Origin of the sequence: Streptomyces sp. NBC_00193 (genome assembly GCF_026342735.1) — a bacterium.
Taxonomy (GTDB): domain Bacteria; phylum Actinomycetota; class Actinomycetes; order Streptomycetales; family Streptomycetaceae; genus Streptomyces; species Streptomyces stoeckheimensis.
Genome location: NZ_JAPEMM010000002.1, coordinates 855,395 through 869,760, shown reverse-complemented (window position 1 = coordinate 869,760; position 14,366 = coordinate 855,395). Strand labels below are relative to the sequence as shown.

Here is a 14,366-nt window from a genome sequence, read left to right as displayed (position 1 = left end):
CGGCGCTAGCGACCGATGTCGCGGCTGCGGAAGTCGTCCAGCGTCTCGCGCCGCACCAGGACCCGGGCCGAGCCCTCGTGGACCGCGATGACCGGAGGGCGGCCGACCATGTTGTAGCCGGAGGCCATGGAGAGCTGGTACGCGCCCGCCACCGGGACGGCGAGCAGGTCGCCGGGGTGGATGTCGCCCGGCAGTTCGACATCGGCGGCGAGGACGTCGCCCGCCTCGCAGTGACGGCCGACGACCGTGGTGGTACGGGATCCGGCCGCGGAGCGGCGCCCCACCAGCCGGGGCGCGTACCGCGCCCCGTACAGGGCGGGCCGCGGGTTGTCGCTCATGCCGCCGTCCACGGCGACGAAGACCCGCTCGCCGGTGTGCTTGACGGCGAGCACCCGGTACAGCGCGACTCCCGCCGGTCCGGCTATCGCCCGGCCGGGTTCGATGACGAGCCGGGGCACGGTCAGCCCGACGGCGGCGCAGCTCTCGGCCAGTTCGCCACGGAGCTGCCGCGCGAGCAGGGCGAGGTCGAGGACGGGGTCGCCGGGCCGGTAGGCGATGCCGTGGCCGCCGCCCATGTCCAGCTCGGGCAGGGCGGTCCCGTGGGTGTCGCGGACGTGGGCCATCAGCCCCACCATCCGGCGCAGGGCCGTCAGGTAGGGCTTCACTTCGGTGATCTGGGAGCCGATGTGGCAGTGCAGGCCGGTGAGTTCGAGCTGCGGCTGGGACAGGATCCGCGCGATGGCGTGCTGGGCGCCCCCGTCGGCGGGGGACAGGCCGAACTTCTGGTCCTCCGTACCGGTGCGGATCTTGTCGTGGCCGCCGGCCGAGACGCCCGGGACGACCCGCACCATCACCTTCTGGTGTCCGTGGGGGCCGACGGCGGCCGCGATCCGGGCGATCTCGGACGGGCTGTCGATGACGATCCGCCCCACCCCGAGCCGTAGCGCGGCCGCGATGTCCCGGGGCGACTTGGCATTGCCGTGCAGCACCATCCGCTCGGGCGGGAACCCGGCGGTGACGGCGAGTTCCAGCTCCCCGGCGGAGCAGACGTCCAGGCCGAGGCCCTCCTCCCGGACCCAGCGCACCATCGCGCGGGAGAGGAAGGCCTTGGCCGCGTAGAGGACTTCGGCGTCGGGGAAGACGTCCCGGTAGGTACGGCAGCGTCCGCGCACCTCACCCTCGTCCAGGACGTAGGCCGGGGTGTCGAACCGCTCGGCGATCTCGGTCAGCGCCACCCCGCCGACGGCCAGGCCGCCGTGCGGGAGCAGGGTGGTGGAGGCGGGCCACGGGGACAGGTCGTCGGCGCCGGTCAGGATCTCCGGGAGGGCGGCGATGGTCATGGTGCGATCCCCTTCAGGCGGTCCGGGCAGTGGTGTCGGGGGTCTGTGGAACGGGAGCGGCGTCCCGCGCCGTGACGGGGCCGGTGGCCGCCGTCGGAGTGACCGGGGGAGCGGTGAGGGTCGGGTCGACCGTCAACAGGGAGGCTCCCAGCGGTTCGGCCAGCGCGCGGAGCGCGGTCGCGGACAGCCGGATCCAGGGCTGCCCGGCGCCCAGGGTGGCCGCCAGCCGCCCGGCGCTGGTGAAGCCGACGGCGGTACGCGCCCCCAGCGGGGTGCGGAACAGGCGCACCACCACCGGCGCGGTACCCGGCCGGGCCGGTACGTACAGGGGCCCGGCCGGGACCCGTTCCTCGGGCTCGGGGTCGTCTGCGTACTGGAACAAACACATGGGGCCCTCCAAGGGGAACCACGAACGGCAGTGGAGGCCCCGGGTGCGGGGAGGCAGTCCGGGGCGCGACATCGAAGCTATCCCCGGCTCCGGGCACCTGTGGTCACCCCATGACGGGACCTTGACGGTGACGGGCCGAGTCCATACGGATCACTGACGGGGGCTCCTGGCTCCCGGCTCTTGGCTCCCGGCTGAGCGCCAGGCGCCAGGCGCCAGGCGTCCGGAGCCCCGCCGCGTCACCCGCAGGCCGCGGTCAGTGCCGCTGTGAACTCCTTTGCCAGTTCGGTGATCACGGGGAGGTCGAAGGCCCGCGCGTTGTACTGCAGCCAGCAGCGCAGGCTGCCGTCCGGCTGTTCCAGTACGGTCAGCTCGGGGACGCCCCGGTCGCCGCCCGGCAGGGGCCAGGGCACGGTGCTCCCGCGCGGCAGTTCCCAGGGAGCGCAGGCCAGGCCGGGCAGCTGTGCGGGCGCGGCCCACGCCTCGTAGCGGAGCCAGGCCGCGAACGGCACGGACGGGCTGAACTCCGCGAACGGGTACAGCTGGTGGTCCAGTGCCTCGCTGTAGACGGTCCGCAACCGGTCCACCAGCTCGGCGAAGCCGGGTCCGCCGCTCGCGTCCACCCGCAGCAGCAGCGACTGGACGAAGCAGCCCACGGTCCGCTCGGCGTCCGGGCGCGGGCGGCCGGGCACCGGGGTCATCACCACCAGGTCGGGGCGGCCGCTGCGGCTCGCCAGCAGTCCGGTCCAGGCTGCCGTGACGGCCAGGAAGGGCGTGGCGCCCAGTTCGGCCGCCCGGGCCCGCAGGGCTTCGGCCAACGGCGCCGGCACCTCGAACTCGTGCGCCTGGGTGAGTACTTCTTCCACGGCCCGGCGGCCGGCGAACTGTTCGACGGCCTCCGGCGCCCCGGCCAGTGCGGCCTGGAAGTGGGCCCGGGAGGCCGGCCAGTGCCCGTTCGCCCAGTCCACCAACTCCCGGTACCCAGGGCCCGATCGGGCCGGCGGGGCCGAACGGCCGCGCCGCAGAGCCGAGTAGAACACGCCGAGGTCGGCCAGCAGCACGCCGACCGACCAGCCGTCGGAGACCATGTGGTGCACCGCGACCAGCACCACGTGATCGGTCTCCGACCGGCTGACCACCAGGAGGCGCGCCATCGGGTCGCGGCCCAGGTCGGTGAGACGGTCGCGCTCGGCCAGCAGCAGGGCGTCCACCTCGGCGTCCGTGGCCCCCGGGGCTCGGGTCAGCGTGATCCGCACCCGGGGCTCCTCGTCGAGCACCGCCCGTACGACCCCTTCGCCCGCCCCCTCACCCACCGCCTCGAACCGGGTCCGCAGCGCCGGATGGCGCCGGACCACCTCCGTGAGCGCCAGGCCGAGGGTCTCCGGCTCAAGCCGGTCGGCCACCCGGAACAGCGCCGTCACCGCTCCGGCGTCCCGCCCGGGTGCCTCGGCCATCCAGCGGAAGAAGTTCTCCTGCTGAGAGGTGAGCGCGATGGCGTGCGGCTGCGCCCGGAGCGCGGCCAGGTAGGGCGTCACGGTGTCCGTCCCGGCGGAAGCCGCGTCGGCAGCGCCCTGCCGGCGGTCGGGGTGGTCCACCCAGGCGGCCTGGGACCGCAGCGAGGGCCGCTCGAAGACCACGGCGGTGCCCGCCCGGACCCCGAACTCGCTGCTGATGCCGGTGGCGAGCTGGACCGCCCGGAACGAGTCCCCGCCGAGCGCGAAGAACTCGGCGGCCACGTCGGTGACCGGTCGGCCGAGCAGGCGCCGCCAGAGTGCGGCCAGCCGCAGCTCCGTCGGGGAGGCCGGAGCGACCGGGGGACCGGAGGACTCCGCGGGCGCGTCGAACAGGGGACGGAGCAGGTGTTTGACCACCTTGCCGCTCGGGTTCCTGGGAAGGCCGGCGGCGAGCAGGATCCGGACCGGCAGCTCGGGTCGGCTCAACCGGCCGCTCAGGAACAGCCGGAGATCGTCCAGGTCCAGACCGCCCGGCCCGGCGACGACGACCGCCACCGGGACGGCGCCCATCACCGGGTGCGGCAGGCCGAGCGCGGCGGCGTCGGCGACCGCGGGGTGCTCGTACAGCGCCTCCTCGATCCGCAGCGTGGAGACCTTCAGCGCACCGCTCTTGATGACATCGCTCTCCCGGTCGACCAGGTACAGGTAGCCGTCCGGGTCGAGGCGTCCGACATCGCCCATCCGCACCCAGCCGTCCCGGAACACCCGGCCGCTCTCACCGGCGGCGCCCAGGTAGCCGCGGGGCGGTCCGGGCTGGCGCAGCCACACCTCGCCGACCTGCCCGGCGGGCAGCGGCAGCCCGTCAGCGTCGAGGATCCGCAGGTCACCGGGGTCCGCCGGGCGGCCCAGCGAGCCGGGGCGGCGGGTGTCGACCACGGTGGAGATCTGCGCGGGCGAGGCCTCCGCGGAGGTGTAGGTGTTGACCAGCGTCGCGCCCGGCAGCGCCGCGGCCAGCGCGGCCGCCACCGGTACGGGCAGTGCGGCGGCGGAGGAGTTGACCAGGCGCAGACTGCTCAGGTCGTACCGCCCGGCGGTGCCCGCGTTGACCAGTTCGATCGCCATCGAGGGCACGAGGAAGGCGGTGCCGATCCCGAACTTCTCGACGGCGATGCCGAACTGGTCCGCGTCGAAGCGCGGCAGGCTGAGCGTGGTGGGCGCGGCGGTCAGCGCGCCCAGCAGCATCACCTGGCCCGCGTTGGTCCCGATGGGGAAGGCGTGCAGGGCGTGCCGCGAGTGCGCGTAGGCGCGGCGGCGGGGGTGGGCGGTCAGGCCGGCGGTCAGGTTGGCGTGCGCGGCGAGCACGCCCTTGGGCGCGCCGGTGGTGCCGGAGGTGCCGATCACCTGCGCCGGGTCGGCCGGACCGACCCGGTACGGCGGGACCGCCGGCGGCTCGGGGTGGGCGGCCAGCAGGGCGTCCAGACGGAGCTCCACCAGTCCGGGGAGGGCGGGCGGTTCACCCTCCCCCTCCTCCGCGCCGTACCCGTCGCCCCCGTCGTCCCCGTCCCGGAGGACCGTGCCGGCCCCGGCCAGCGCGGCCAGGGCGGCGGCATCGGACTCGGTCAGGTCCTCGCGGACCGGGACGGGCACCCCGCCCGCGTACTGGACGGCGAGGAAGCCGACGGCGTACCGCTCCCAGCGTGCGTTGGAGAAACGCAACAGCACCCGGTCGTGCGGTCCGACCCCGGCGGCGGCCAGCCCGGCGGCAGCGCGCAGCGCCTCCTCGCGCCAGCGGCGGTAGCTGATCTCCCCGCCGCCGACGACCTGCAGCGCGACGTGGTCCGGGTGTTCGGTGGCCCGAGCGTCGAGGAGCTCCGGGACGGTCGGGGCGGCGGGCGGCGCGGTGGTGGTGATGGCGGTCTCCGGTGGGATTCGGTGGTGGACGGGCGAGGCGGGTGGTGGGCAGGTGATCGGGTGCGCGGGGCGGGGTCAGTCCAGCCGCTCGGCGGCCTCCTCCTCGCTGAGGGCATCGATCTCGGCGATCAGGAGCGCCTCGATCCGGGCTGCCAGGGCTGCCGGGGTCGGGCTCTCGAAGACGTCGCGGATCGACACGTCGAGGCCGACGCCGGCCCGGATGCGGGCGGCGACCCGGGTGACCAGGAGCGAGTCCCCGCCGAGGGCGAGGAAGTCGTCCAGTACGCCGACCCTCGGTAGGCCGAGCACCTCCTGCCAGAGGCCGACCACCAGGGCCTCGGCATCGGTACGGGGTGCCAGGTACCCGGTGGCGGCGCCCGCCGGGTCCGGATCGGGCAGGGCGGCGGTGTCGAGCTTGCCGTTGGCGTTGAGCGGGAGCGTGTCGAGCAGCACCACGGCGTCCGGCACCATGAAGGCCGGCAGGCGCAGCGCCAGGTGCTCGCGCAGTTCGGCCGCCTGCGGCGCGGCCGCGGACGACGGTGCGGCTGCGGATCCCTCTGCCGCGGCCGGCTGCGGGACGGCGTAGGCGATCAGCCGGCGGCCGTCGCGGACCAGAACGGCCGCTCGGGCGACGGCCGGGTGGGCCGTGAGGGCGGCCTCGATCTCGGCGGGCTCGATCCGGTATCCGCGGATCTTCACCTGGCCGTCGGCGCGGCCGAGGAACTCCAACTGCCCGTCGGCACGCCACCGGGCGCGGTCGCCGGTGCGGTACATCCGGCCGTCCGGGACCCCGGCGAACGGATCCGGGAGGAAGGCCTCCGCCGTCAGCTCGGGCCGGGCCGGGTAGCCGCGCGCGAGGCCGTGGCCGCCGATGTGGAGCTCGCCCTCGGAACCGGCGGGCAGCAGGCTGCCGCGCTCGTCCAGGAGGTAGAGCCGCACCCCCGGCAGCGGACGGCCGAGCGGCGGGCGCTGCTCGCCGGCGGGCCCGCCACCGGCCTGGCCGACGGGGCCGCCGCCGAGGTCGCCCGCGGTGACGATGACGGTGGCCTCGGTCGGGCCGTAGGTGTTGACCAGCCGGACGGTGTCACCGTGCCGCTCCCGCCACCGGGCGAGGGTCGCGGCGCGCGCCTCGGAGCCGCCGAGGACGACCAGGCGCAGCGCCGGCGGCCACGGGGCCTGGTCTCCGAGCGAGACCAGTTCCTCCCAGTACGCCGTGGGCAGGTCGAGTACGGTGACGGACCGTCCGGCCTCGCTGCGCAGCAGGTCGGGCAGCATCCGGCCGCCTCCGGGCAGCAGGACGACACAGGCGCCCGCGGTGAGGGCGGGCCAGATCTCCTCGGCGTGGGTGTCGAAGCCGATGGAGGCGAACTGGACGATCCGGTCGCCCGGCCGCAGCCGGTAGCCCTCCGGTCCGGCCATCCACCGGACGCGCTCGGCCAGAGCGGCGTGCTCGACGGCGACGCCCTTGGGCACCCCGGTGGAGCCCGAGGTGTAGAGGACGTACGCGAGGCAGCCCGGATCGGTCCCGGGCAGCACGGCTCCGGTGTCCGGACCGCCGACGGGCGGTACGGGAATCCCCGGCATCGGAGCCCCGGGTATCGGAGCCGGGGCCATCGGAGCCCCCGATACCGCGACCCCCAGCACCGGAACACCCAGGTCCGGGCGCTCGCCCCCGGTGAGCAGCAGGGCGGCGTCCGCCTCGCCGAGCATCAGCCGCCGGCGCTCGGCCGGGTGCGCGGGGTCGAGCGGGAGGTAGCCGGCGCCGGCCTTCCAGATCGCCATCAGGGCGATGACCAGTGCGAAGGAGGGCTCGATCAGGACGCCCACGGTGCGGCCGGCCACCGGGCCCAGGCGGCCCGCCAACTCATCCGACGCACGGTCGAGTTCGGCGTAACTGAGGGTGCTGCCCGCGCATTCGAGAGCGGGTGCGTCGGGGCGGGCGGCGACCTGGTCGGCGAAGCCGCGCAGGATCGGGCGGGCGTCCTCGGTGACGGCAGGTCCGGCGCCGAGCGCGAGGAGCGCGGCACGCTCCTCGCCGGTGAGCAGCCAGTCGCCGTGCAGCGGGACCTCGACGTCCTCGACGGCGCGGGCGAGCAGGTCGCGGACCCGGCGCGCCAGGGCCTCGACCGTGGTGCGCTCGAAGAGCTCCCGGTCGAAGCAGAACGAGAGCGTCATCCCGCCGCCCGGGGTGCGCCAACTGTCCAGCAGCAGATCGGTCTTGGCCCGGTCGAAACCGGAGTCCATGCTCTCGGTGCGGACGCCCGCGGGCAGCGGTGTCCGCTCGTCGGCGCCGGCCAGCTCGTACTGGCTCTGGTGGACGAACACCGCCTGGTAGAGCGGCCCCACGCCGGGCAGCACGGGCAGCCCCAGTTCGGCGGCGACCCGCTCGACCGGGATGTCCTGACGGCTCAGCGCCGCCATCGTGGCGGAGCGCACCCGGCGCAGCACGGTGCGGAAATCGGGCTCGCCGGTGAGGTCCGCGCGGATCACCCCGGTGCGGGAGAAGTAGCCGAGCAGGGCCTCGTGGGCGGTCTCGTTGCGGCCGGCCAGCGGGGTGCCGACGGCGAAGTCGTAGGTGCCGCTCCAGCGGGCCAGCACGCTCTGGTAGGCGGCGAGCAGCACCATGAACGGGGTGCAGCGCTGCTCGCGGGCCAGGGCGTCGAGTCCGGCGACGAGGTCGGGGCCGAGGGCGAGGTCGGCGAAGCCGGCCCGGTGGGTGGGCTCGGCGGGCCTGGGGTGGTCCAGCGGCATCCGCAGGGCGCCGACGCCGGCCAGGCGTCCGCTCCAGTGCCGGACCGCCTCCTCGGCCGCGCCGCCGTCCAGCCTGGTCCGTTCGGCGAGTGCGAAGTCGCCGTACTGGAGCTTGAGTTCGGGTAGATCGGCCGGTCCCTCGCCGATCTCCTCGCGGTACAGCGCGAGCAGTTCGCGCCACAGCACGGTGAACGACCAGCCGTCGGAGACGATGTGGTGGACCACCACACCGAGGGCGTGCTCGTGCTCGCCGGCGCTGACCAGGACGGCCCGCAGCGGCGGCCGTTCGCCCAGGTCGAAGGGGGCGTTGACGAAGGGGGCGCAGGCCGCGGTGAAGGCCTCCTCCGTCGCCTCCGGGATCGGTACCAGGGCGAGTGCGACGTCCCGTACGGGTTCCACGAGCTGGACGGGCTGTTCACCGTCCAGGGCGAACCGGGTGCGCAGGACCTGGTGCCGCACGGTGAGCCGGGTGAGCGCCGCGCCCAGCGCCCGCGGGTCGATGGGGCCGCTCCAGCGCCGGTTCAGGTACATGTTGAACCCGGCGTCCTGCGGGCTCAGTTGCTGGAGGAACCACAGGCGGCGCTGCTCGTCGGTCAGCGGATGACGGGAGATCGGGGCCGGGGCCGGGGCCGCGTTCGCGGTCGGGGTCGGGGTCGGGGAGGTCATCTGTTCGTCTCGCCTTTCGCGCGGGCCTGCAGGGTCTCGAGGCCGATCAGATCGTCGGACTCGGCATCCGGGACGTCCCGGTCGAAGCGCGCCAGGACGGGAATGCAGAGGCTGATGAGGACCAGTGCGGCCATGGCGAGGCCGAACACCAGGTAGAGCAGGCCGATGCCGCGCCCGTCGCCGGTGCCGATCAGGGCGCCGACGCTGGAGGCCAGCGCGCCGCCCTCGTCCATCAGGGGCTGGAGCAGTTCGGGGCCGGCCGGGGCGACCAGGGCGAAGCCGATCGGCAGGGTGGACCAGGCGACCAGGGTGTTCACCGCGATCACCCGGCCGTGGAAACGCATCGGCACCTTGGTCTGGATGACCGTCGCGTAGATGCCGTTGAGCAGCGCCAGTCCGTAGGTCATGCCGAACGCGCCGACGGCGACGACGGTCACCGAGGGCCGCAGGCCGGTGACGACACAGGCGGCGGCGAGGCCGAGGGTGGCGAACAGGACGCCGCGCAGCCGCATCCGGCGCGGCCCTCCCCAGATCAGCAGGGTGAGGCCGCCGAGTACGGCGCCCAGACCGGCCGCGGTGGAGACCCAGCCGGCGGCGGCGGTCGTGGAGAAGGAGAGCACCAGCGGGGTGATGAGCAGGAAGAGCGGGGAGAGGAAGATGTTCAGTACCGCGAACCAGAACAGCATGGCCCTGAAGTGGCGGCTACCGAGGGCGCGTTGGAATCCGGCCCGGATCTCGGCGCCGACGCTCTCGCGGCGGGTGGCGGCCATCACGTCGGGGAAGCGCACGGCCAGGGTGACGCCGGTGGCGATCAGGTAGCTGACGACGTCGAAGACCAGGATGCCGCCGAGGCCGATCACGTGCAGGATGCCGACCGCGATCAGCGGTACGAGGAACTGGGCGAGGCCGAGGGCCATCTGGACCACACCGTTGGCGCGGCCGAGGAAGCGCTTGGGCACCAGCTGCGGCACCGCCGATCCCCAGGCGACGCGCTGGAAGGCGAGCGCGGTGGAGAGCAGGGAGATCATCACGTAGCAGTGCCAGGTCTCCAGCGAGTCGCTGAGGAAGAGCGCCAGCAGGACGGCCTGGGTCAGGCCGGCCGCGATGTCGCCGCCCAGCATCACCCGGCGCCGGTCGCCGCGGTCGACGATGGCGCCGGCCAGCGGGGCGACGACGATGCCGGGCACCAGGCCGAAGGCGGCGAGCAGGCCGAGCTGGAACAGCGAGCCGGTCTGCAGGTAGATCCAGATCGGCAGGGCGAACTCGGTGAGCGCCGAGCCGATCATCGAGAGCTGCTGGCCGGTGGCGATGGCCAGGAAGCGTCCCATGGTCGGGCGGACGGGGCGGCGCGTACGGGCCTTGCGGGCGGCCTTCCGTGCCTTCCCCGGTGCACCGGACCGCTCCGGCTGCCCCGGCGGCCCGGATTCCGGCCCTGCCTCCGGCCCCGGTTCCGGCACGGGTTCCCGTACGAGCTCCCCTACGAGGCCCGGCTCGGTGTCCGGCTCCGCCCCGGCGACGTCGCGGGACAGGCCGGCCAGCCACCAGGTGGCGTCGGCGGTGCGTTCGTGGCGCGCCTCCTCGCCGGCGGCGATCGAGCGGTGCACCCCGGTCAGGATTCCGGCCAGCTCCTCGGCGCGGTACTTGAGGTAGAAGTGCCCGGCCTCGTCCAGGACCACCACGGCGGTGGTCCGGGCGATCCGGTGCCACTCGCGGAACCGCTCCTCGTAGAACTCGGTCGCGGGATCCCGGTCCCCGCAGACGGCGATGACCGGCGCCGTGATCGTGCCGCCCTCGCTCTCGTACAGGTCGCCGAAGTAGCGCTCGGCGCCCTTGGTGCCGACCCGGCGGTTGTGCACGATCAGCCGCAACTGCTCCTCGTCGACCTCGTCCACGTCCAGGCCCGCCGCGGCCAGGGCGTTGATCATGCCCTGGTCACTGCGCAGCCGGGCGGCCAGCTCGGCGAAGCGCTCGGCCAGCGCGGCGCCACGGCCCTTCGGGCGGGCGAACGGGAAGATGCCTCCGAGGTGCACGGCGTCGATCTCCCGGCCGGCCGCCTCCACCCGGCGGGCGATCTCGACGGTCAGCCGGACGCCGACCCCGCAGTGCCCGTAGAGCACCAGAGGTCCGGCGACGTTGGCGACGATCTCCTCGGCGCAGAGCCGGGCGACCTCGTCGACGTCCATCGCCTCCTCGCCCAGCTCGTGCCCGGGGACGGCGATGGAGTGCAGGGCCCAGTCCGCCGGCATGGCGTCGGCGAGCGGCTTGTAGATCAGCGCGCTGCCGCCGCCGTAGGGGGCGCAGACCACACTGGCGGCCGTCTTGCGGCGCTCGGGGGTGAGCAGGTGCAGCAGCCGGCGCGGGCCGCGGTCGCCCTCGGGGGTGGCCACCAGTTCGGCGAGCCGGCGGACCGTCGGGTGCTTGAAGAGGTCCATCACGCTGACCGGGGTGGCCAGGTCGGGGAAGGCCCGGCGCATCCGGGCGACCACCTGGGTGGCGAGCAGCGAGTGGCCGCCGAGCTCGAAGAAGTCGTCCAGGGCGCCGACCCGGGGGAGGTCCAGCAGGTCCGCCCACATGGCGGCTATCACCTGCTCGGTCCCGGCCTCGGGGTCGACGTGGGCGCCGGGGGCCGGGCCGTCCGCGGGCGCGGGCAGTGCCTTCCGGTCGACCTTGCCGTGGGCGAGCAGGGGCAGCCGTTCCAGCACCACGTAGCGGGCCGGGACCATGTAGTCCGGCAGGACCTCGCCCAGGGCGGCGCGCAGCTCGGCGGCGGCCGGCGGTTCGCCGCCGGCGGGGCGTTCCAGGTAGGCGACGAGGTTCTGCTTGACGCCCTCGCCGCGGGCCAGGACCACCGCCTGGGTGATGCCGGGCAGGGCGGTCAGCGCGGCCTCGATCTCGCCGGGCTCGACCCGGTAGCCGCGGACCTTGATCTGGTCGTCGCTGCGGCCGAGGTACTCCAGGGTCCCGTCGGCGCGCCAGCGCGCCAGGTCGCCGGTGCGGTACATCCGCGGGCCGCCGGTCACCGGGGTGGTGTACGGGTCCACGCCGATCGGGACGGCGTACGGGTCCACGCCGGCCGGGGTGGCGTACGGATCGGGCAGGAACCGCTCGGCGGTCAGGTCCGGGCGACCGAGGTAGCCCCGGGCCAGCCGGTCCCCGCCCAGGTACAACTCACCGGTGACGCCCGGCGGAACGGGGTTGCGGGACTCGTCCAGCACGTAGCAGCGACCGCCGGCCAGCGGGCTGCCGATCGGGGTGCTGCCCGGCGCGTTCAGCCCGTCGGCGGTGACCTCGTGGACGGTGATCCCCACCGTCGCCTCGGTCGGCCCGTAGTGGTTGAACACCGCGCACCGGCCCAGTGCGGCGATGCCCGCCGCCCAGGACCAGCTGCTGGCCTCGCCGCCGAGGACCAGCGCACGGCGCGGCAGCAGCCGCTCCAGCGGCGCGTCGGCGGTCAGCGCGGCCAGGTGGGACGGCGTCATCTTCAGGTAGTCGATGCCCGCCCGCTCCATCTCCGCGGCCAGTTCCACGCCCGCGATCCGGCGCGGCAGCAGATGGACCCGGCCGCCGGTCGTGAGCGCCAGGTAGAGCATCGTCATGCTGAAGTCGAAGGAGAGCGACTGGAGCAGCCCGAAGGAGGCCCCGGGCTCGATCCGCAGCCGTTCGCCCGCGCCCGCAAGGTAGTTGAGGATCTGGCGATGCTGCACCGCGACGCCCTTGGGCGTGCCGGTGGAGCCCGAGGTGTAGATCACGTACGCGAGGTGGTCGGCGCCGGAGACCTCCTCCAGCGGCGCCCCGTCCCCTTCGGTCGCGTCGTTGTCGTTGTGGTCGTCGTCGTTGCCGTCGCCGGTCAGCAGGTCGATCGCCGGGTGGTCGCCGAACCGTGCTCGCAGCACGGAGTCGGTGATCAGGGCCTTGGCTCCGGCGTCGGCGACCAGGTGGGCGAGCCGGGCGGGCGGCTGCTCGGGGTCGAGCGGCAGGTACCCGCCGCCGGCCTTGAGCACGGCGACCAGGGCGACCGCCAGCTCGGCGGACTGCTCCAGGCAGACGGCCACCCGGTCGTCGGCGCCCACGCCCAGCGCCCGCAGGCGCCGGGCCATGGCAGTGGCCCGCCGGTCGAGGTCGCCGTAGGTCAGGGTGCGGTCCTCGAAGACCAGGGCCGGCGCCCCGGGCGTCCGGGATGCGGCCTCGGCCAGCGCCCGGGTGAGCGTGGCGGGACCACCGTCCGGCAGCGCGGGACCGGAGGCCCAGGTCCCCAGTACGGCCGTCCGCTCGGCCGCGCTCAGCAGCGGGAGCCGGTCGACCGGCAGCGCGGGGTCGGCGCACCCGGCGGCGGTCAGCAGCTCGAACCGTTCGGCGAGCCGCTCGACGGTGCCGGCGTCGAAGAGGTCGGTGCGGTAGGTGAGCAGGCCGTAGAGGCCGCCGTCCGGCTCCTCGCGCATGTAGAGGGCGAGGTCGGCGTGGGTGGTGGTGGCTTCGTAGCCGAAGCCCTCGGAGTCCAGGCCCGCGGTGGGGGCGGCGGCGTGGTCCCCGTAGTTCTGGAAGGCGAAGGTGGTCTGGAAGACGGCGGCGCGGCTGACGTCGCGTTCCACCGCGAGGTCGTTGACCATCTGCTCGAACGGCACCTCCTGGTGCGCGTACGCGTCGAGCGTGGTCTCGCGGACCCGGCTGATCAGCCGGCCGAAGTCGAGGTCGCCGCCGAGCTGGGCGCGGATCGGCAGCATGTTGACGAACGCGCCTACAACGCCTTCGAGTTCACTGTGGAGGCGGCCGGCGACGGCCGAGCCGACGGCGAAGTCCCGCTGGCCGGTGTGCCGGCTCAGCAGGGCCTGGAACGCGGCCATCAGCACCATGTACGTGGAGGCGCCGTAGGCCTGCGCCACCTCGCCGACCCGGCGGGAGAGTTCGGCGCTCCAGCGGAACTCGGTCGCGGCACCTTCGAAGGTGAACAGCGGCGGGCGGGGTCGGTCGGAGGGCAGCTCCAGGGCCGGGACGCCGTCGAGTTCCGTGCGCCAGTGTTCGCGCGAGGCGGCGAGCGGCCCGTTCTCCAGACGGTCCCGCTGCCAGGCCGCGTAGTCCCCGAACTGAACCGGTAGCGGCGGCAGTTCGCCGGGAGCGCCGTGGGCGTGGTGGGCGTAGCGGAGGTCGAGTTCGCGGTTGAGGAGGTCGATCGACCAGCCGTCGCAGATGATGTGGTGCATCACGAGGGCGAGGACGTGGTCGTCCTCGGAGATCCGGACCACCAGGGCGCGCAGCAGCGGGCCGGCCTGGAGGTCGAAGGGGACGGCGATCAGCGCGCCGAGCTCGGCGGCGGCGCGCGCCTGCGGGTCGTGGTCAGCGCTGGCGTCCAGGTGCTGGGCGGCGAACGGCGCGGGCTCGGCGACCAGGACCTCGGCGGTACCGGCCTCGGTGGTGCGGAAGGTCATCCGCAGGCTCTCGTGCCGGGCCACGAGGTCGGTCAGCGCGGCGTCGAGGGCGGCACGGTCGAACGGGCCCCGGAGCCGGCGGGCCGGTGCCAGCGTGTAGGCCGTGGAGCCGGGAGCGAGCTGGTCCATGAACCAGAGGCGTTCCTGGCCGCTGGACAGCGGCGGTGCGGTGTCCGCCGGGCGGGGGTTCACCACCCGGGCGGGGGCCGAGGCGCCGCGCAGCCGCTGGCTGAGAAGGGCGCGCTTGGCTGCGGACCAGTCGGTGGGCAGGTCCTGGGTATCCGTCATCGAGTTCCTGTTCGGGCGTGCGGCGGGTGAATCGGAGCGTGCGGGGGTACGGACGGACGGGGGCGGGGGTACGGGCGCACGGGGCGGGGGCACGGTGAGGCCGGGCCCGGCACGGCCGAGCGGCGTCGAGTGGGGCCGTGTGGGGCCG

5 protein-coding genes are annotated in these 14,366 nt (G+C 74.7%); all 5 read right to left on the bottom strand.

Going from position 1 to position 14,366, the window contains the following annotated elements; translation table 11 throughout:
- Positions 1-5 precede the first annotated feature (5 nt).
- Positions 6-1,340, bottom strand: coding sequence for a diaminopimelate decarboxylase (gene lysA / locus OG898_RS31995; protein WP_266961685.1), 1,335 nt, complete (start codon positions 1,338-1,340; stop codon positions 6-8).
- A 13-nt stretch (positions 1,341-1,353) separates the two neighbouring features.
- Positions 1,354-1,728, bottom strand: a complete 375-nt coding sequence (locus OG898_RS31990) for an SAV_915 family protein (protein WP_266961683.1) — start codon at positions 1,726-1,728, stop codon at positions 1,354-1,356.
- Positions 1,729-1,964: 236 nt separating this feature from the next.
- A complete protein-coding gene (locus tag OG898_RS31985; RefSeq protein ID WP_266962679.1) occupies positions 1,965-5,090 on the bottom strand; it encodes an AMP-binding protein in 3,126 nt (1,041 codons plus the stop codon).
- 75 nt (positions 5,091-5,165) lie between these two features.
- Positions 5,166-8,507, bottom strand: coding sequence for an amino acid adenylation domain-containing protein (locus tag OG898_RS31980; protein WP_266961681.1), 3,342 nt, complete (start codon positions 8,505-8,507; stop codon positions 5,166-5,168).
- Complete coding sequence (locus OG898_RS31975; protein ID WP_266961679.1) at positions 8,504-14,218, bottom strand: non-ribosomal peptide synthetase/MFS transporter; 5,715 nt, start codon at positions 14,216-14,218, stop codon at positions 8,504-8,506. Before OG898_RS31975 ends, OG898_RS31980 begins: the two co-directional genes overlap by 4 nt.
- Positions 14,219-14,366 lie beyond the last annotated feature (148 nt).